This is a genomic window from Streptomyces sp. NPDC003379 (genome assembly GCF_053589195.1).
The window spans coordinates 1-19,325 of sequence record NZ_JBSFRK010000038.1 but is presented as its reverse complement, the minus strand read 5'-3'; the positions used below and the strand labels follow the sequence as shown (position 1 = coordinate 19,325).

Here is a 19,325-nt window from a genome sequence, read left to right as displayed (position 1 = left end):
TTGTGCCACGCGCCGCTATGCGCTTTCTTGATCGGCATGGCTGAAACCACAGGCAGTGGCACCCCCGTCGGCGCGTCCGCACCCCAGCCGCGCAAATCGAGCTGGAAGTACATCGGCCCCGGCATCGTCGTCGCCGCGACCGGCGTCGGCGCGGGCGACCTCGTCGCGACCCTCATCGCGGGCAGCAACTTCGGCTACACCCTGCTGTGGGCCGCCGTCATCGGCTGCGTCGTGAAGATCTCGCTCGCCGAGGCCGCGGGCCGCTGGCACCTCGCCACCGGGCGCACCCTCTTCGACGGCTGGGCGAGCCTCGGCCGCTGGACGACGTGGTTCTTCGTCGTCTACGTCGTGATCTGGGGGTACGTGTACGGGGCGGCGGCCATGTCGTCGTCGGGGCTGCCCCTCCAGGCGCTCTTCCCCGACGTCATGGAGCTCAAGTGGTGGGGCATCCTCACCGGCCTCGTCGGCCTCGTCTTCGTCTGGTTCAACAAGTACGCCGTCTTCGAGAAGGTCATGACGGTCCTGGTCGGCGTGATGTTCGTCGTCACCGTCTATCTCGCCATCCGCGTCACCCCGCACCTGGGCGACGCCTTCGCCGGTCTGTTGCCCGTGCTGCCCGACGAGAAGGACTCCATCCTCAACACGCTGGGCCTGATCGGCGGCGTCGGCGGCACGATCACGCTGGCCGCGTACGGGTACTGGGTCAACGCCAAGGGGTGGACCAACACCGGCTGGATGAAGGTGATGCGGCTCGACAACCGCGTCGCGTACATCACCACCGGCGTCTTCGTCGTCGCCATGCTCTTCGTCGGCGCCGAGATGCTGCACTCCGCGAACGTCGCCATCGCCAGCGGCGACAAGGGCCTCGTCCAGCTCTCCGGCATCCTGGAGAAGGAGTACGGCGACGCCACCGCCAAGCTGTTCCTGGTCGGCTTCTTCGCGACGTCGTTCACCTCGCTGATCGGCGTGTGGCACGGCGTGAGCCTGATGTTCGCGGACTTCGTCGAGCGCTACCGCAAGCAGCGGGCGGGCGCCGACTCCGCCGGGGACACCGCGCGGAGCGGCGAGGAGGTGGCGTCCGGCGCCCGCGAGAAGTCGGTGCCGTTCCGCGCGTACCTGCTCTGGCTGACGTTCCCGCCGATGATCCTGCTCTTCGAGGGCCAGCCGTTCCGGCTCATCATCATCTACGGCGTCCTGGGCGCGGCCTTCATGCCGTTCCTGGCGCTCACCCTGGTCTGGCTGCTCAACTCCGCCCGCACCCCGAGGGAGTGGCGCAACGGCTGGCTCAGCAACGGCATGCTGACGGTCGCCGGCCTGCTGTTCCTGGTCCTGTGCGTCAAGCAGATCTCGGACCAGGACTGGAGCAGCTTCTTCTAGCCCACGGCCCGGACGTCGGCGGTGTCCGCGCCGGCGTCCGGTCATCTCCACGTGAACAGTGGGAAGTTGGGTGTTGATGCGGCCTTGCCTGGATATGGTGCTGAGGCCGAGGAGAAGTGCAGGGGGAGCCGCAGGGGGTACGCGCATGCCGACCGCCATAGCCGTCACCGGCCCCGACCTCGTGCTGCCCTCACCCGACCGGCACACGCCGTCGGCCGCGGTCCTCCAGTCCGCCGTGCAGTCCCCGCGGACGTACTCGCTGGACCAGGCGCTCACCGAGATGGACACGCTCATCGAGCACCACGGGTACGTGATCGTCCTGTGTCCGGCCTCGGCGCCCGCGGCCGTCACGCACCGTCTGTACGCGGTCCGCTCGGTCCTGGAGAGCGACCGGATCGCGGTCGTCCGCTCGGACCTGCCACCGCTGGGCCTGGCCGTACTGGCCCTCCAGCTCCGCCAGTTGTCCATCTGCGACTTCAGTCCGGGCGTCCTCGCCTCCGCGGCACGCCTGCTGTCCCACTACATCTACGCGGGCGCCCTGCTCGGCTCCGTCACCAAGCTGGACCGCGTCCCCGTCACCCTCCAGTCGCACGCCAAGTCCTGGCTCCCTGGAACCCAGTTCGCCGTCCTCGCCACACCACGGGCCGAGCTGGTGAAGGTCTCGGGCGGCGGCTCGGAGGCGAGCCTGTCCGGTCCGGGATTCGGTACGAAGATGCTGTACGCCCCGGGGCAGCTGGCGCCCCGCTGGGTCACCGGGACGCTCGCCCCGGCCTGGCACTCCCAGGGCGTCGCCGAGGTGCGCCTGCCCGCGGAGTCCGCGCGCTGGTGGGCCACGGGCAGACTCGTCGAGTTCGCCGCGGCCATCCCGGACATCTCCGTCCTCTACCAGCTGGTGTCGTCCGTCCGGCGCGACGACTGCCACTGGTGCGGGCTCGAACTCATCGGCGACCGCTGCGCGTTCTGCGCCGCACCGCTGCCACCGCCCGCGGACCGCCCCGCCCGCGCACTCCTGCCACGCGGCGCGACCTAGCCGCACTCCACCCTCGTACGCGACCTACGACCGAACACGCGCCACACCGCTCACTGTCCGTAGCCACCCGCACTCGATCGAGGTAGTCCGGCCCATGAACTCACGCCAGCGTCGCGGCGTCATCCTGCTGGTCCTGTCGGTCCTGTGCGCGTTCGGCGCCTTCGCGGGCGTCCTCTCGGTGATCCGTGACGTGAACTCGAAGGTGGGGCCCGAGGTCGCCGCGTACAAGCTCAAAGGGGACATCGCACCCTACAAGGAGCTGACCGCCGAGCAGTTCGAGAAGGTCGAGATGCCCGAGCGGTGGCTGTCCGACAACGCCGTCACCGACCTCGGCGAGATCCGCGGCAAGATCGCCGTCACCCAGCTGCGGAAGGGCTCGCTGCTCCAGTCCGACATGATCGTCAAGCGTCCCGAACTGGGCGCGGGCCAGCAGGAGATCGCCATCCTGATCGACGCGGCGACCGGTGTCGCCGGAAAGATCACGCCCGGCTCGAAGGTCAACATCTACGCCACCTTCAAGGGCGAGGCCGACAAGGCGAAGGACCAGTCCAAAGTCATCGTGGAGGGCGCCAGGGTGCTCGACGTCGGCAAGCTGACCCCACTCGAACCGGACCAGGACGACCGCACGCGCCGCAGGGCGAGCGAGGCCGTGCCGATCACATTCGCCCTCGGCACGGCGGACGCGCAGCGCGTCGCGTACGCCGAGTCCTTCGCCACGCACGTCCGCCTCGCCCTCATCGGCGAGGGCGGCGAATCGACGGTGCCGCCGCGGGATCGTACGTACACCCTCGATGAGGACAAGTAGGAGGTCTCGTATGGCCACTCGGATCCTGCCCGCCGTCGGGGGCGTGGAGGCTGCCCGCGCGCTGTCCATGCCGACCGGGCGGCTGCCGGGTGCGGAACCGCTCTGCGCGGTGGTGGTCGGCTCGCCCGCCCGGCCGGCCGTGATCGGCGAGGGCGGCGAATCGACGGTGCCGCCGCGGGATCGTACGTACACCCTCGATGAGGACAAGTAGGAGGTCTCGTATGGCCACTCGGATCCTGCCCGCCGTCGGGGACATCGAGGCCGCCCGGGCGTTGTCCACGCTGACCGGGCAGCTGCCGGGCGCGGAACCGGCGCTGCCCGTCGGGGACTCCACCGCGCTGCTCGACACCCTCGCGCGGCTCGCCGCCGAGTCGGTCGACGAACTGCCGGAGGTCGTCCTCGTCCACGAGCGCATCGGACCGGTTCCCGCGCTCGACCTCATCCGCGATCTCGTCCTGCGCTTCCCCGCCGTCGGGGTCGTCCTGATCACCGCCGACACCAGCCCGGGGCTCCTCACGGCCGCCATGGACTCCGGGGCGCGCGGCATCGTCGGCCTCCCGCTCGCGTACGACGCCCTGGCCGAGCGCGTCCAGGCCGCCGCCGCCTGGTCGACCGGGATGCGGCGCCACCTGGGCAGTGCGAACCTCGACCTGTACGGGGGCGGCGGCGCGGGCGGGGCGCCCGGCGGCTCAGGCACCGTCGTCGCCGTCAGCGGCGCGAAGGGCGGCGTCGGGGCGACCGTGACCGCCGTCCAGCTCGCCCTCGCGGCCCAGGCGTCAGGCCGTTCGGCCGCGCTCCTCGACCTCGACCTCCAGTCGGGGGACGTCGCCTCCTACCTGGACGTACAGTTCCGCCGCTCCGTCGCCGACCTCGCCGCCATCAGCGACATCACGCCCCGCGTCCTCCAGGACGCCGTCTACACCCACGAGAGCGGCATCGGCCTGCTCCTCGCCCCCGCCGACGGCGAGCGCGGCGAGGAGGTCACCGACCGGGTCGCCCGCCAGATCCTCGCCGCCCTGCGCGCCCGCTACGACGTCGTGGTCGTCGACTGCGGCGCCTACGTCACCGCCGCGAGCGCCGCCGCCGTGGAGCTCGCCGACCACGCCGTGCTGCTCCTCACCCCCGACGTGGTGGCGGTACGCGCCGCCAAGCGCATGGTGCGCCTGTGGGACCGCCTCCAGATCCGCAAGGCTGAGGAGACCCTCACCGTCCTCAACCGCCACGCCAAGGGAACGGAGATCCAGCCCTCCCTGGTGGAGCGCGTCACCGGCACACGGGTGGCCCGCACCACCGTGCCGGCCGCCTTCAAGGAACTGCGGACCGCGGTCGACGCGGGCCGCATGCAGGACCTCGACAGCCGCTCCTCCGTGAAGCAGGCGCTGTGGGGGCTCGCGGGCGAGCTGGGCCTGGTCGACGCGGAGACCGGGAGCGCCGGGAAGCGGGGCGGGCTCACCCTGCGGAGGAAGACGGCGAGCGGCGACCGGGGTTTCGGCAGCGATCGGGGTGCGGTCACGCTCGAATTCGCCGGGATGTTCCCGCTGCTGCTCGTGGTCATGACGATTCTCTGGCAGTGCGCGCTGTACGGCTATACGTACTCCCTCGCCGGAAACGCGGCGGACGAGGCGGCGCGGGCGGCCACGGCGGCGTACGCGGCGGGAGAGGGCGCGGCCGGAGCCTGTTCCTCCGCGGCCAAGGAGCACCTGCCCGCCGCCTGGCAGGACGCGACCGTGACGTGCACGGACGAGGGCACGGTGTGGAAGGCCCACGTGTCGGTGGACGTGCCGGTGTTCTTCCCCGGCTTCGACGCGGGCTGGCACGTCGACGGAGAGGCGGGCGCGGCGAAGGAGGGGGAGGACGGATGAGGGCGTTGAGGTTCCTCCGGGGCAGCCGGGGCCGGGGCCGGGGCCGGGGCCCGGCCCGTCGTTGGGGTGACCGCGGGGTCTCGATGTTGGAGTTCGCCGGTTTCCTGCCGATCCTGCTGCTCGTCGGCCTCGCCGCCATCCAGCTCGGGCTGGTGGGATATGCCGCCAACCAGGCGGGCTCCGGCGCCCGCGCGGCGGCCCGCGCGGCCTCGCAGGGCGACTCCGGGGAGGCGGCGGGCGCCGCGGCCATGGACGGCGGGCTCAGCTCCTCCGTCCAGGTCGGCATGGGCGGCGACACCACCACCGCCACGGTCGAGGTCGACGTGCCGCTCCTGTTCCCCTTCGTGGACACCGGCTGGAGCGTCACCAAGGAGGCCACGATGCCCAACGACGACGACGCCGAGTACTGAGACACACGTACCCCTGAAGGAGGTTGAAGGACGCCATGAGCCTGCGCGACCGCGTGGCCCCCACCCACCAGACCGAGCCGAGCCGCGACGACGGCCTCGTCGCCGTCTACCGCTCCAAGCTCCTGGAGGAGATCGACCTCGCCGAGATGTCGTCGCTCACGGCCGCGGACCGCCGCGTCCGCCTGGAGCGCGTCCTCGGCCACATCATCAGCCGCGAAGGGCCCGTACTCTCCACCTCCGAACGCGCCCAGCTGATCCGCCGCGTCGTCGACGAGGCACTCGGCCTCGGCGTCCTCGAACCGCTCCTCGCCGACGCCTCCATCACGGAGATCATGGTCAACGGCCCCGACTCGGTCTTCGTCGAACGCGCGGGCCGCGTGGAACAGCTCCCCCTCCGCTTCGCCTCCAACGACCAGCTCATGCAGACGATCGAACGCATCGTCTCCACGGTGAACAGACGCGTCGACGAGTCGAACCCCATGGTCGACGCCCGCCTGCCCACCGGCGAGCGCGTCAACGTCATCATCCCGCCGCTCGCCCTGACCGGCGCCACCCTCACCATCCGCCGCTTCCCGCGCGCGTACACGCTCCCCGAGCTCATCGGCCTCGGTTCGCTCGACGAGCACATGCTGATGCTGCTCGCGGCGTTCGTGCGGGCCCGCTTCAACCTCATCGTCAGCGGCGGCACGGGCAGCGGCAAGACGACCCTCCTCAACGCGCTCTCCGGACTGATCCCGGCCCACGAACGCATCATCACCATCGAGGACTCGGCGGAGCTCCAGCTCCAGCAGGACCACGTCATCCGCCTGGAGTCCCGGCCGGCCAACGTCGAGGGCAAGGGCCAGATCACCATCCGCGACCTCGTCCGCAACAGCCTGCGCATGCGGCCCGACCGCATCATCGTCGGCGAGGTCCGCGGCGGCGAGACCCTCGACATGCTCCAGGCCATGTCCACCGGCCATGACGGCTCGCTCGCCACGGTCCACGCGAACACCGCGGAAGACGCCCTGATGCGCCTCCAGACCCTCGGCTCCATGTCGGAGGTCCAGATCCCCTTCGAAGCGCTGAAGGACCAGATCAACTCGGCCGTCGACGTGGTCGTCCAGCTCGCCCGGCACACCGACGGCTCCCGCAAGGTCTCCGAGATCGTGCTGCTCGTCTCGCACGGCCGCCAGCAGTTCCGCATCGCCCCGGTCACCCGCTTCGTGGCACAGCCGATCGGCGCCGACCGGGTCGTGCACGGCCACTTCGAACACCTGCCGCTGCCGCGCGCGATCGCCGACAAGCTGTACGGGGCGGGCGAGCCGGTGCCGCCGGCGTACGGGGTGGCGGAGGCGATCGACGTGATGAACACGAGGGAAGCGAGCGGATGACAACTCGGATGACGACTCGGATGACCGCACGTACGACCGCACGTACGACCGCACGTACGACTGCTTGTGCGACCGTGAGGGAGGGAGCCCGGTGAACAGCCCCGCGCTGCTCGCCCTGGGCGCCACGGTCCTGACCGCCACGCTCGCCGTCGCGGGCGTCCATACGTACGCGTCCGGGCGCGCCCAGCGCCAGGCGCTCGTCGACCGCCTGGCGCTCGGCCCCGGCACCGGGGACGGCGGCCCTCCCGGCCGCTCGCGCCGCTTCGCCGCGGTCGACCGCCGCCTGCGCCGCACGCGCCTGGGACGCTCCATCCACCTGCGGCTCTCCTCGACGGGCCTCGACCTGACGGCGGGCGAGTTCTTCACGTACGTCGTCGCGGTCGTCGCCGCCCTCTGGCTGATCGCGGCGGCGACGCTCGCACCCTTCTTCGGCCCGATCGCGGGCGTCGTCGCGGTATGGGGCGCGGTCGCCTTCCTCAACTGGCAGCGCCAGAAACGCATCGAGGCGTTCATCAACCAGCTCCCCGACGTGGCCCGCATCCTGGCCAACGCGACGGCGGCGGGCCTGGCCCTGCGTACGTCCCTGGCCATGGCGGCGGAGGAGCTGGAGGCTCCCGCGGGCGAGGAACTGTCCCATGTGGCCGACCAGCTGACACTGGGCCGCTCCATCGACGACACCCTCGGCGAACTGGCCGCCCGCCTCCCGTCCCGCGAGCTGATCGTCCTGGTCACCACCCTGGTCCTCTCCAACAAGGCGGGCGGCACGGTGGTCAACTCCCTCCGCAACCTCACCCAGACCCTGGAGGACCGCAAGGAGACGCGGCGCGAGGTCCGCACGATGCTGTCGGAGGTCCACGCGACGGCGTTCACCGTCCCGCTGCTGGGCCTCGGCTCCCTGCTCCTGATCAACTCCTCCAACGAAGGCGCCCTGGAGCGGGTGACCGGCTCACCGATGGGCCAGACGCTGATCCTGATCTCACTCGGCCTGTACGGGATCGGTTTCCTCGTCATCAGACGCCTCGGCAAGATCGAGGTCTAGGAGGAGTTACGTTGCTCGGCTTGCTGTTGGCGGTCGTGATGGGCCTCGCCGTGGCCGGCGCGTGCCAGGGCGTCCGCATGTACCGCGCGGACGCGAAGCTCCCCTCCGACCTGGCCGTCGCCCTGGAGGTCGGCGCGACCCGCGTCTCGGCGGCGGGCTCGGCGGTGGACCGCCTGGGCATGCGCTTCGCCCCCCTCGTCCTGCGCCTAATGGGGCCGAGGCGGGTCGACGCCAAGCGCCGCAGGATCGACATGGCGGGCAACCCCGGGGGCCTCACGATCGACCGCTACGGAGCGCGGCGCGCGGTCTACGGCGTCTTCGGCGTCATCCTGGGCCTGATCTTCTTCACGAACGGCTCCCCACTCTTCGGCCTGCTGACCTTCGCCTTCGGGGCGACGGCGGCGGACGCCCTGATCTGGCAGGCCGTCCGCGAACGCCGCGAGGTCATCGACCGCACGCTCCCGGACTTCCTGGACGTCCTGGCGGTGGTGGTCTCGGCGGGCCTCGGCTTCCGCCAGGCGCTGGACCGGGTCGCGGAGCGGTACGAGGGTCCGTGGGCGGACGAACTGCGCATCACGCTGCGCCAGATGGACATGGGCGTCAGCCGCCGCCAGGCCTTCGACGAACTGCGCCGCCGCAACGCGTCCGAGCAGGTCGCCCAGTTCGTCTCGGCCCTGCAGCAGGGCGAGGAACTGGGCTCCCCCATCGCGGACACGCTGATCCAGCTCGCCACGGACATGCGCCGCACGGACGCGCAGAACTCCCGCCGCCGGGCGGCGAAGACCATCCCCAAGGCGACGATGGTGACGCTGGTCTTCATGCTCCCGGCCACGATGATCCTTATCGCGGCGGGCATGTTCCTCGGCTCCGGCTCGGACTTCGGTTCGATTCTGGGGCGCTGAGGATGCGACGTTCATCAACTGTGCGAAACCCCTTCGCGGGTGCAATGCGATGTGGGACAGTCGGGTCTGAGTTCACGGTTCGCGGGAGGGGACTTCGTGCATGGTGATCTCACCGAGAGGGAAGGGAATCCGCCAACTTGCGGGCCGAGTACGCCTGTCAGGACACCGGTCGCGCAGAGTTGCTGCCGACGCACGCCTTGTGGCGTACGTTGCCTCTGACCACAAAGGGCGCGGTATCTGGTGGGAGAGAAGGGGCCGTCGTGCTGAAGGAACGCGTGCTCGGAGTCTGGGTCGACTGGACGGTGACCGTGGCATCCCGGATCCGGGGGAGGGATCGGGATGCGGGGGCGGGGTTTGTGGAGTATGCGGGGCTCATGATTCTTATTGCGGGGATCTTCGTCTTGATCGACGGCTTGGGGCTCGACGGACAGATCTCCGGAGCGATTCAGGACGCCGTATCAGATGTGATCGGCGGCTGAGGCGGGCCTTTCTCAGAAGTGACCGAGGGCAGACTCTCCCCATCTACATCTGGATGACGGGGATTCTGCTCTTCGTTGCGTTAGCCTTCTTCGCTTTCGCTCAAGCGGCCTCTGCACGCAATGGCGCCCAGTCCGCCGCCGACGCGGCAGCTCTGGCCGCAGCGCAGGAGTCCAGGGACGAGCTGGTCGAGGGGCTCGGACTGGCCATCGGGGAGGGTGACGACTGGCTGGACTGGCTGGCCGGTGACGAGTTCACCGGCACGGGTAAGGCCCAGGAGGCGGCGGACGCACTGGCGGCGGAGAACGACTCCGAGGTCAGAGAGTTCGATGTGGTTGTAGCCAACGGATACCCAGGGTTCCGTGCATTGGTAGAGACCAACTACACAGTGGGCGACTCAGTCATCCCTGGCACGGAGTCCCAGCATGCCAAGGCCGATGCCACCGCGATCATCGAGCCGCGCTGCCACGTCAATGCATCGACGGACCCGGAGAAGGCCGTGGAATTCGAGTGTGACGGCGGCGACTCCTTCGAGATCGATCCGGACGACTTCGACCTGGATGACCTACCTGACGCATCCGTCCTCTTCTCTGTCCACCTGGCCGACTGACCGGCGTTCGACGAAAGAAGGAAGCGGTAGCGATGAGCATTCGGCGCACCATGATGGCCCGCAGGGCAATGACCGCTGTGGCGATCACGACTGGGCTGGTCTTCACGGTCGTCGGTTGCGGCGGCGGAGACGGAGACGGGGGTGGTGACACGTCCGACGAGAAGTCATCACCTACATCGACCGCCAAGCAGGGCGGGGACGATGCCGAAAGGGACGAGGCCGATCAAGCTCCCGGCGACAAGGTGTTGGCTGAAGTAAAGGGTGAAGAGAACATCACCCTGACGGTTACCTCGGCCGTGCGTGACGAGGGCGGCTTCGTGACTGTCTCGGGAAAGGTGACTAACAATGGCGGCAGGTTCTGGGCCGCGGCCAACTGGCGGGGAGAAGAACGCGAGCTGAACAAGAATGGCTCCTCCGTGGCCGGCGCCAACCTGGTTGACAATGAGGGCAAGAAGAAGTACCTCGTCCTCCGGGACACCGAGGGGCGGTGCTTGTGCACCAAGTTCACGGGTGGCGTCAAGCCGAGCCAGACCGCCGACTGGTACGCGCAATTCCCCGCACCGCCGGAAGGCACGACCAAGGTCGATTTCCAAGTCGGCGCCATGCCCCCCGCCCCCATAGAGATCTCCGAGGGCGAGTAACCCCATGACCCGCCACCACCTCCGCACCGTAGGCGTCGCCGCCACCCTCGCCCTGCTCCTCGGCCCCGCGCCCGCCTGGGCCGATGAGGGTGACCCCAGCGCGCCGCCCGGCAGTACCACCACCTCCCCACCCCCCGACGTCGACTCCAACAGCCCGGGGCTGAAGCTCGCCGACGGTGCCACGCTCGCACCCGCGAAGGTGCTGGACATCAAGTCCGTCGTCGAGGACCTCGGCGGCGAGGAGCGCCGCGAGGACACCAACACGGACGTGAAGTTCGCGCTCCAGGCGGAGGTCCTCTTCCCCAAGGACAGCGCGAAGCTGAACCCGGAGGCGAACGCCCGTATCAAGGCGATCGCCGACGAGGCCGGGGCGCAGAAGGCCACGGACGTCCGAGTGTTCGGCTTCACGGACAACCTCGGCTCCTACGGCCACGGCAAGAAACTCTCCCGGCAGCGCGCCGAAGCCGTGCACGACGAACTGGCGGGCCACCTCGGCCCCGAGGTCACCTTCTCCGTACGCGGCTACAGCGAGGACTACCCGATCGCGGACAACGGCTCGGAGGAGGGCCGCAAGAAGAACCGCCGCGTCGAGGTCTCCTTCCCCCGCGGAGCGGCCGGCACCGGCTGAGGCGAGACGCCGGTCCGCGGTCCGCCGATCCGCCGGCCGGCGGCTCCATGAAAGCGGCCGCGATGCCAGGCTTCTCCCATGGACAACAGCTCCAGCGACCCCACCGACCCCCGCGACCCCACCGACCCCCGCGACCCCACCGGCCCCGATCAGCGGCCCTCCTTCGAAGACCTCGTCGCCGAAGCCGAGGCCGCGCCCACCGAAGGCTGGGACTTCTCCTGGTTCGAGGGCCGGGCCACCGAGGCACGGCCCTCATGGCGGTACGCCGAGTCGATGGCGCGACGCCTCGCGCGGGCGGAGGCCGCGCTCGACATCCAGACCGGCGGCGGCGAAGTGCTGGCCTCCGCCGCGACCCTGCCGCCGCTCGCCGTCGCCACGGAGGGCTGGCCCCCGAACGTCGCCAAGGCCACCGCGCTGCTGCGCCCGCGGGGCGTGGTGGTCGTCGCGTCGCCGGAGGACGCGCCGCTGCCGTTCGCGGACGGCGCCTTCGACCTGGTCACCAGCCGCCACCCGGTGCAGGCCCGCTTCGAGGAGATCGCGCGCGTGCTGCGCCCCGGCGGCACGTACTTCGCGCAGCACGTCGGGCCCTCCAGCGTCTTCGAGGTCGTCGAGTACTTCCTGGGGCCGCAGCCGCCGGAGGTCGGGAACGCCCGCCACCCCGACCAGGAGCGCGCCGAGGCCGAGGCGGCCGGCCTGGAAGTCGTGGACCTGCGGTCCGAGCGGCTGCGGATGGAGTTCTTCGACATCGGGGCCGTCGTCCACTTCCTGCGCAAGGTGGTGTGGATTGTCCCCGATTTCAGCGTGGAGAAGTACCGGCCGCGGCTGCGCGAGCTGCATGACCGGATCGAGGCCGGGGGGCCCTTCGTCGCCCACAGCACCCGCCACCTCTTCGACCTCCGTAAGCCGGAGTAGCTCGTGCGGTCGGTACTGTCGTTTCGGTAAGTGTCCGGACGAGCAGAGGAGTTGGCCGTGTCCGAGGAGCAAGAGCCGTACGCCTGTGGGCTCGACGCCGCGGTGGACGTCGTCGGCGGCAAGTGGAAGCCCATGATCCTGTGGGCGCTGTACGCGGGCAGGACGCTGCGCTTCGGCGAGCTCAAGCGGCATATCCCCGGGGTGAGCGAGAAGATGCTGATCCAGCAGCTGCGGGAGCTGGAGTCGGACGGCATCGTGCACCGCGAGGTCTACCGCGAGGTGCCGCCGAAGGTCGAGTACTCCCTGACCGACCTCGGCCAGTCCCTCAACGCGGCCCTGCTACCCCTGGGGTTGTGGGGCGACCAGCACATGCGGGAGATCATCGACAGTAAGGCGAGTAAGGCGAGTAAGGCGAGTAAGGCGAGCAAACACGGCAAGTCCGCCAACGCCGCCTGAAAAGGCGCCCCGTGGGTCGTTCCCGGCAAAATCGATGCCCTGATTCCGCATCGTTACCAATACTGGCTCGATCTCCCCCTCGGCGTCACGTAAGTTCAGACCAAGGCTAATTCGCGTGAGCAAAGCGACGCGTGCGGTGCCGTGCGGTGGAGGGGGCCGCACGGCACCGCGAGCCGACACCCCGTACAGGGGTATGCCGATCCGTGCGCCCCGCGTACGCCCCCTCTCCGCCTGCGCCCCGGCCCCCGCCTCGATCATGTGCCGGATCCGCGGCAGGCCCGCGCCGGCCCCGCGGCCCCGGCGTCAAGCGCGCGAACCCGGCCGGGGTCCCTCTTGGGGGGTACCGCCGCGCTCGGCCGAAATCCGTCCTCGAACCCCGGATTCCGCGGGAAGAACGGGGTCTCGCAGTCGTCGCGCGGTCTCGGAGAGTAGTTGTGGCACGCCAATGCACGCAGCAGCACTTACAAAGGGTTATGGTGGAAACCCCCCCTCGGGCCGGTCCGTCTCCCCCCCACGGACCGGCCCGTTTTTTTCTGCCCGCGCCCAAGGCGCCGACCGGCCGCACTCAGCCCTGTCCGGCCCAGATGTTCGTGCCGGGCGTCGACACCGCGAACGTATCGATGGCCGAGAGCTCCGCGTCCGTCAGCTTCGGGCCCGTGAGCGCCGCCACGTTCTCCTCCAGCTGCTCGACGCTGGAGGCGCCGATGAGCGCCGACGTCATCCGCTCGTCGCGCAGCACCCAGTTGAGGGCGAGCTGGGCGAGCGACTGGCCGCGGGACGCCGCGATGTCGTTCAGGCCGTTCAGTCGGCGCACGACCTCGTCGCTCAGCAGGGTGGGGTCCAGGGACTTTCCCTGTGTGGCGCGCGAACCCTCCGGGATGCCCTTCAGGTACTTGTTCGTGAGCAGCCCCTGCGCGAGCGGCACGAACGAGATGCATCCCATCCCGGCCCGCTCCAGCGTGTCGAGGAGGCCGTCCTCCTCCGTCCAGCGGTTGATCATCGAGTACGACGGCTGGTGGATGAGCGCGGGGACACCCATCTCCCGCAGCAGCCGCGCCGCTTCGGCGGTCTGCTCGCTGTTGTACGAGGAGACACCGGCGTAGAGCGCCTTGCCCTGCTGGACCGCGGACGCCAGCGCGCCCATCGTCTCCTCCAGCGGGGTGTCCGGGTCGAAGCGGTGCGAGTAGAAGATGTCGACGTAGTCCAGGCCCATCCGCTCCAGCGACGCGTCCAGCGACGACAGCAGGTACTTGCGGCTGCCCCACTCGCCGTACGGGCCGGGGTGCATGAGGTATCCGGCCTTGGTGGAAATGACCAGTTCGTCGCGGTATGACGTGAAGTCCTGCGCGAAGATCTTGCCGAAGTTCAGCTCCGCCGAGCCGGGCGGCGGCCCGTAGTTGTTCGCCAGGTCGAAGTGCGTGACGCCCAGGTCGAAGGCGCGGCGCAGGATCGCGCGCTGCGTGTCCAGGGCCTTGTCGTCACCGAAGTTGTGCCACAGGCCGAGGGAGACCGCCGGGAGCTTCAGGCCGCTGCGGCCCGTGCGCCGGTACTCCATCGAGTCGTAACGGCCGTGGGCCGCGCGGTACAGAGAGGTGTCGTTCATGGGTATGAAGCTACTTCAGCGGCGCGGACCCGACTTCGATGGGCGGCCCATGCAGCGGTAGGGTGTCGCCCTCGGGGACTGCCCTACGCACACCCCTTGAGACCGCCATCTGCTGGAGGGGCTGACACACGTGAACCTGCGCGACCTGGTGTACGGACTTTACGCACGCCGGGTGGAAGGCCGCCTCGACCACGACCAGGTGCCCAAGCACATCGGGGTCATCCTCGACGGCAACCGCCGCTGGGCGAAGGCGTCCGGCGGGACCACCGCACAGGGCCACCAGGCGGGCGCGTACAAGATCGAGGAGTTCCTCGGCTGGTGCGCCGAGACCGACGTCGAGGTCGTCACGCTGTGGATGCTCTCCACCGACAACTTCGACCGGCCCGAGGAGGAGCTGACCCCGCTCCTCGGCATCATCGAGGCCACCGTCCGCTCGCTCGTCGCGGACGGCCGCTGGCGCGTGCACCACGTCGGCGCGCTCGACCTGCTGCCCGCCCGCACCCAGGCCGTCATGAAGGAAGCCGAGCAGGCCACCCACGACAACACCGGGATACTGGTCAACGTGGCCGTCGGCTACGGCGGCCGCCAGGAGATCGCCGACGCGGTGCGCTCGCTGCTCCTGGAGCACGCGGACAAGGGCACGAGCCTGGAGGACGTCGCGGAGAGCGTCGACATCGACCTCATCTCCAAGCACCTCTACACCAGCGGCCAGCCCGACCCCGACCTGGTGATCCGTACCAGTGGCGAGCAGCGCCTGTCGGGCTTCATGCTCTGGCAGTCCGCCCACTCCGAGTACTACTTCTGCGAAGTCTTCTGGCCGGCCTTCCGCAAGGTCGACTTCCTGCGCGCGCTGCGTGATTACGCGGCCCGCCACCGCCGCTACGGCGGCTGATCCGCATGTGCCCCTGAGGTCGGGGCCACCCAGAGTTAACCAACGCGTCGTCATATGCCCTGGCATGGCTGCGCTTGTTCGAGGGAATAAGCCTTCCAGGTCGACGTCCGATTCACGGATGTCGTATCTGAGCGGACGGTATGACGCCGTCCGCCCGGGAGGCCCTTTGCACCAGGACGACCGTGTGAACAGCACGGGCGACGTGGAGGGCCGGCGCCCGGCCCGCGCAGCGCGGCCGCGTCCGGCCTGGATCACACCCGCCAGCCCGGCCGGAATCCCTCCCGTCGCTCCCCGACCTCATCCGAGGGGGTACGTCCTTCCGTGGTGACCAGCACAAAGCGCCGCATGCCCGACAGGCGCACCTATGTTCTCGACACCAGCGTCCTGCTGGCCGACCCGAACGCCCTGACCCGCTTCGACGAGCACGAAGTCGTGCTGCCCGTCGTCGTGGTGACGGAGCTTGAGGCCAAGCGGCACCATCCGGAGCTCGGATACTTCGCCCGGCAGGCGCTGCGCCTGCTGGACGACTTCCGCATCCGGCACGGCCGCCTGGACGCCCCGATCCCGATCGGGGACCTGGGCGGTTCGCTGCGCGTCGAGCTCAACCACTCCGATCCCGGCGTGCTCCCGGCCGGCTACCGGTTGGGGGACAACGACTCCAGGATTCTCGCCGTAGCGCGCAATCTCCAGGCTGAGGGGTACGACGTCACGGTCGTCTCCAAGGACCTGCCGCTCAGGATCAAGGCGTCGTCCGTCGGGCTGCTCGCCGAGGAGTACCGCGCGGAGCTCGCCATCACGGACTCCGGCTGGACCGGCATGTCCGAGCTGACCCTCTCGGGCGAGCAGGTCGACCTCCTCTTCGAGGAAGACCAGCTGTACGTCCCCGAGGCGGCCGACCTGCCCGTCCACACGGGCCTGACCATCCAGTCCGAGAAGGGCAAGGCGCTGGGCCGCGTCACGCCCGACGGCAACGTCCGTCTCGTACGCGGCGACCGCGAGGCCTTCGGCATCAAGGGGAGGAGTGCCGAACAGCGGATCGCGCTCGATCTGCTCCTCGACCCGGACATCGGGATCGTCTCGATGGGCGGGCGCGCGGGCACCGGCAAGTCGGCGCTCGCGCTCTGCGCGGGCCTGGAGGCCGTCCTGGAGCGCAGGCAGCACCAGAAGGTGATGGTCTTCCGGCCGCTGTACGCGGTGGGCGGGCAGGAGCTCGGCTATCTGCCCGGCACCGAGGCCGAGAAGATGGGCCCGTGGGCGCAGGCGGTCTTCGACACGCTCGGTTCGGTGGCCGGCAAGGCGGTCATCGAGGAGATCACCGCGCGCGGCATGCTGGAGGTCCTGCCGCTCACCCACATCCGCGGGCGCTCGCTGCACGACGCGTTCGTGATCGTGGACGAGGCCCAATCCCTGGAGCGGAACGTCCTGCTGACCGTGTTGTCCAGGATCGGGGCGAACTCCCGTGTCGTCCTCACCCATGACATCGCCCAGCGCGACAACCTCCGAGTGGGGCGGTACGACGGGGTAGTTGCCGTCGTCGAGAAGCTGAAGGGCCATCCGCTCTTCGCGCACGTCACGCTCACGCGGTCCGAGCGTTCGCAGATCGCGGCCCTGGTGACCGAAATGCTGGAGGACGGCCACATCTGAGTCAGTTCGCGTTGTATGCACGGTAGTTGGCGCCGTCCGGCGAAGCGAAGGAGCTTAGCCGGGCGGCGTCGTCGCGCGCCCCGCTTTCCGTAAAACTCCTGGGGCAAACGGAGTGTGAGCTTTAACACGCAACGGAGAATTGCCTTGCGGTGTCGAGCTGGGGCAGAGTCTGGGTCCTGTCAGGCCCCGCATGCGACACACCTGTACCCCCAGCGGTACGGAAACCCAGAACTTCATAGTGGCCGTCGCATGCCGCCCGAAGCACCACGCGGCGCTCCCGACACGGGAGTTGTCCACCGGGCCCGTGCCTCCCGTGACCGATCGCAAGCGGAGGCCAGCGCCAGGGGCACGATTGCGTCCGCGAGGTCACCTATGCGGGCGATGCTGGAAGGAAACCGTGTGAGCCGGATTTCGGTCCGGGGATTCGCCGTGGCGTCCGCCACCGCGGTCACCACCGTCGGAGCTGTCGTGGGTGTCGCCTCGGGCAACACCCAGCCCGCGAACTCGAACGACTTCGAGGCAGCGGCGAGCGACGCCACCCTCCTCGCAGAGATCCCCTCGGGCCAGCAGGCCCAGGTCCAGACCGCTTCCCTGACGCAGCAGGCCGACGCGCAGGCCATGGCCGCCGACACCGCGGCGAAGAAGACCGCAGCGGAGGAGGCCCGCAAGCAGGCCGCCGCCTCGGCGATCGAGAAGCAGAAGGCCGCAGAGAAGGCGGAGGCGGCCGAGAAGGCCGCGAAGAAGGCCGCCGCGAAGAAGGAGCGCGAGGAGAAGACCGAGACCAAGGCCAGCCGCTCCTCCAGCCGCGACGCCGCCAGCTTCACTCCCCAGAGCTCCTACACGGTCGCCCAGGTCCAGGCGATGGCACGGCAGATGGTCCCCGGGGACCAGTTCCAGTGCTTCAGCAACATCGTGAACCACGAGTCCACGTGGAACTACAAGGCCACCAACGCCTCTTCGGGCGCGTACGGCCTCGTCCAGGCGCTGCCCGCTTCCAAGATGTCCTCGGCGGGCTCCGACTGGCAGACCAACCCGGCCACGCAGATCAAGTGGGGCCTGAACTACATGAACGAGCGGTACGGAAGCCCGTGCGGAGCATGGAGCTTCTGGCAGTCGAACAACTGGTACTAGGCCGCACCCGGGCCGTACCGCGCTCAACCTCGGCAGACCCCTCATCGTCCTTCGGTGAGGGGTCTGTCCTGTGTGCGGCGTGTACGGTCGGTGCGGAAAGCGCCAGGGGTGAGTGGTGGGGAAAGACGGGGGTAGAGGACGGATCATGTCGCGAGTGCCAGGGTGGCTCGGCCGGCTCGGTGCCGGACTGAGCGAGATGGGCGAGCGGTTGAACGAGCAGCGCCGTGACGAGGACGCCGACTCGGACACCGACGAGCCGAGTGACCTCGGCGACGGCGAGCACGAGCACGTGCCGCCGCCGCCCGCGTACGCGCCGGCCGTAGCGGCCAGGCCCGACCCCGTGGACGCCGTGCCGTGGGGGATGCGGGTCGCGGCCGAGGCCGGCTGGCGGCTGCTCGTCCTCGCGGGCACGCTCTGGGTCCTGATGAAGGTCATCAGCGCGGTGCAGCTGGTCGTACTCGCCTTCGTGGCCGCGCTGCTGATCACCGCGATGCTCCAGCCCACGGTGGCCCGGCTCAGAAGGCTCGGCCTGCCGCGCGGCCTCGCGACCGCGGTCACCGCGATCCTCGGCTTCGTCATCATGGGCCTGGTCGGCTGGTTCGTGGTCTGGCAGGTCATGGAGAACGCCAACGAGCTCTCCGGGCAGGTCCAGGACGGCATCGAGGATCTACGGAAGTGGCTGCTCAACAGCCCCTTCCATGTGACCGAGGACCAGATCAACGACATCGCCAAGAGCCTGCGCGACGCGGTCGGCGCCAACACCGAGGAGCTGACCTCCGCGGGCCTCGAAGGCGTCACGGTCATCGTCGAGGCGCTGACCGGCATCCTGCTCGCGATGTTCTCGACGCTCTTCCTGCTGTACGACGGCAAGCGCATCTGGCAGTGGTTCCTGAAGCTGGTGCCCGCCCAGGCGCGGCCGGGCATCGCGGGCGCCGGTCCGCGGGCCTGGCGCACGCTCACCGCGTATGTGCGCGGCACGGTGATAGTGGCCATGATCGACGCCATCTTCATCGGCCTCGGCATCTACTTCCTCGGCGTGCCGATGGCGGTGCCGCTGGCCGTCATCATCTTCCTGGCCTCGTTCGTGCCGCTGGTCGGCGCCGTGGTCTCCGGCGCCCTCGCGGTGGTCGTCGCACTGGTCACCCAGGGCGTGTTCACGGCCGTCATGGCGCTGGCGGTGGTCCTCGCCGTGCAGCAGATCGAGGGGCACATCCTGCAGCCGTTCATCCTCGGCCGCGCGGTGCGGGTGCATCCGCTGGCGGTGATCCTGTCGGTCGCCGCGGGCGGCATGGTCGCCGGGATCGGCGGGGCGGTGGTGGCGGTGCCGCTGGTCGCCGTGACGAACACGGTGGTCGGCTACTTGCGGGCGTACTCCCGTGAGGCCGCGCTGAAGCAGGCGCCGCGCCCGCAGGGGCCCACGGCGACGGCGACGGACGTGTCCGCGACGGATCCGCCCCAGTAGCCCCAGTAGGTCTTCGGATACGCGAAACGCCGGACGGGCTGAAGAAATTCAGCCCGTCCGGCGTTTGAGGA

20 protein-coding genes are annotated in these 19,325 nt (G+C 69.8%); 19 read left to right on the top strand and 1 reads right to left on the bottom strand.

Features of this window, described 5'->3' with window-relative positions; all coding sequences use genetic code 11:
• Nucleotides 1–36: 36 nt before the first annotated feature.
• From ACWDVB_RS30180 to ACWDVB_RS30110, 15 genes are all read left to right on the top strand, one after another.
• Nucleotides 37–1,377 carry an Nramp family divalent metal transporter gene (locus tag ACWDVB_RS30180; RefSeq protein WP_451519108.1) on the top strand — a complete coding sequence of 447 codons (1,341 nt, stop codon included), beginning with the start codon at nt 37–39 and terminating at the stop codon, nt 1,375–1,377.
• A gap of 145 nt (nt 1,378–1,522) precedes the next feature.
• Entirely contained in the window at nt 1,523–2,407 is an 885-nt protein-coding gene (locus ACWDVB_RS30175; protein ID WP_451519109.1) for a hypothetical protein, read from the top strand.
• 94 nt (nt 2,408–2,501) lie between these two features.
• Complete coding sequence (cpaB, locus tag ACWDVB_RS30170; RefSeq protein ID WP_451519110.1) at nt 2,502–3,212, top strand: Flp pilus assembly protein CpaB; 711 nt, start codon at nt 2,502–2,504, stop codon at nt 3,210–3,212.
• Nucleotides 3,213–3,222: 10 nt separating this feature from the next.
• A complete protein-coding gene (locus ACWDVB_RS30165) occupies nt 3,223–3,423 on the top strand; it encodes a hypothetical protein (protein WP_451519111.1) in 201 nt (66 codons plus the stop codon).
• Between the two features lie 10 nt (nt 3,424–3,433).
• Entirely contained in the window at nt 3,434–5,074 is a 1,641-nt protein-coding gene (locus ACWDVB_RS30160; protein WP_451519112.1) for an AAA family ATPase, read from the top strand.
• Nucleotides 5,071–5,484, top strand: a complete 414-nt coding sequence (locus ACWDVB_RS30155; RefSeq protein WP_451519113.1) for a TadE family protein — start codon at nt 5,071–5,073, stop codon at nt 5,482–5,484. The genes ACWDVB_RS30160 and ACWDVB_RS30155 overlap by 4 nt, the downstream gene beginning before the upstream one ends.
• Nucleotides 5,485–5,519: 35 nt before the next feature.
• Nucleotides 5,520–6,857, top strand: coding sequence for a CpaF family protein (locus tag ACWDVB_RS30150; protein ID WP_451519114.1), 1,338 nt, complete (start codon nt 5,520–5,522; stop codon nt 6,855–6,857).
• 91 nt (nt 6,858–6,948) lie between these two features.
• Complete coding sequence (locus ACWDVB_RS30145) at nt 6,949–7,896, top strand: type II secretion system F family protein (protein WP_451519115.1); 948 nt, start codon at nt 6,949–6,951, stop codon at nt 7,894–7,896.
• 11 nt (nt 7,897–7,907) lie between these two features.
• Nucleotides 7,908–8,798, top strand: coding sequence for a DUF5936 domain-containing protein (locus ACWDVB_RS30140; RefSeq protein WP_451519116.1), 891 nt, complete (start codon nt 7,908–7,910; stop codon nt 8,796–8,798).
• A 260-nt stretch (nt 8,799–9,058) separates the two neighbouring features.
• Nucleotides 9,059–9,277: a hypothetical protein gene (locus ACWDVB_RS30135; protein ID WP_451519128.1), complete on the top strand. Its 219-nt coding sequence runs from the start codon at nt 9,059–9,061 to the stop codon at nt 9,275–9,277.
• On the top strand, nt 9,256–9,885 hold the full coding sequence (locus tag ACWDVB_RS30130; RefSeq protein WP_451612003.1) for a pilus assembly protein TadG-related protein: 630 nt from the start codon (nt 9,256–9,258) through the stop codon (nt 9,883–9,885). The genes ACWDVB_RS30135 and ACWDVB_RS30130 overlap by 22 nt, the downstream gene beginning before the upstream one ends.
• Before the next feature lie 32 nt (nt 9,886–9,917).
• On the top strand, nt 9,918–10,526 hold the full coding sequence (locus ACWDVB_RS30125; protein ID WP_451519117.1) for a hypothetical protein: 609 nt from the start codon (nt 9,918–9,920) through the stop codon (nt 10,524–10,526).
• 4 nt (nt 10,527–10,530) lie between these two features.
• The gene (locus ACWDVB_RS30120) at nt 10,531–11,154 is read left to right on the top strand and encodes an OmpA family protein (protein WP_451519118.1); all 624 of its coding nucleotides are present in this window, start codon (nt 10,531–10,533) and stop codon (nt 11,152–11,154) included.
• Nucleotides 11,155–11,232: 78 nt separating this feature from the next.
• Entirely contained in the window at nt 11,233–12,066 is an 834-nt protein-coding gene (locus ACWDVB_RS30115) for a methyltransferase domain-containing protein (protein ID WP_451519119.1), read from the top strand.
• A gap of 57 nt (nt 12,067–12,123) precedes the next feature.
• Nucleotides 12,124–12,522 (top strand): winged helix-turn-helix transcriptional regulator, encoded by a 399-nt coding sequence (locus ACWDVB_RS30110; protein ID WP_451519120.1) that lies wholly within the window; start codon nt 12,124–12,126, stop codon nt 12,520–12,522.
• Nucleotides 12,523–13,087: 565 nt separating this feature from the next.
• Here ACWDVB_RS30110 and mgrA read toward each other — a convergent pair.
• On the bottom strand, nt 13,088–14,125 hold the full coding sequence (mgrA, locus tag ACWDVB_RS30105; RefSeq protein WP_451519121.1) for an L-glyceraldehyde 3-phosphate reductase: 1,038 nt from the start codon (nt 14,123–14,125) through the stop codon (nt 13,088–13,090).
• A 130-nt stretch (nt 14,126–14,255) separates the two neighbouring features.
• Between mgrA and ACWDVB_RS30100 the strand changes: the two genes are divergently transcribed.
• The 4 genes from ACWDVB_RS30100 (at nt 14,256) to ACWDVB_RS30085 (ending at nt 19,254) form a co-directional block, all read left to right on the top strand.
• A complete protein-coding gene (locus ACWDVB_RS30100) occupies nt 14,256–15,017 on the top strand; it encodes an isoprenyl transferase (RefSeq protein WP_451519122.1) in 762 nt (253 codons plus the stop codon).
• 321 nt (nt 15,018–15,338) lie between these two features.
• The gene (locus ACWDVB_RS30095) at nt 15,339–16,661 is read left to right on the top strand and encodes a PhoH family protein (RefSeq protein ID WP_451519123.1); all 1,323 of its coding nucleotides are present in this window, start codon (nt 15,339–15,341) and stop codon (nt 16,659–16,661) included.
• Nucleotides 16,662–17,060: 399 nt separating this feature from the next.
• Nucleotides 17,061–17,792 (top strand): aggregation-promoting factor C-terminal-like domain-containing protein, encoded by a 732-nt coding sequence (locus ACWDVB_RS30090; RefSeq protein ID WP_451519124.1) that lies wholly within the window; start codon nt 17,061–17,063, stop codon nt 17,790–17,792.
• A 145-nt stretch (nt 17,793–17,937) separates the two neighbouring features.
• Nucleotides 17,938–19,254: an AI-2E family transporter gene (locus ACWDVB_RS30085; RefSeq protein ID WP_451519125.1), complete on the top strand. Its 1,317-nt coding sequence runs from the start codon at nt 17,938–17,940 to the stop codon at nt 19,252–19,254.
• Nucleotides 19,255–19,325 lie beyond the last annotated feature (71 nt).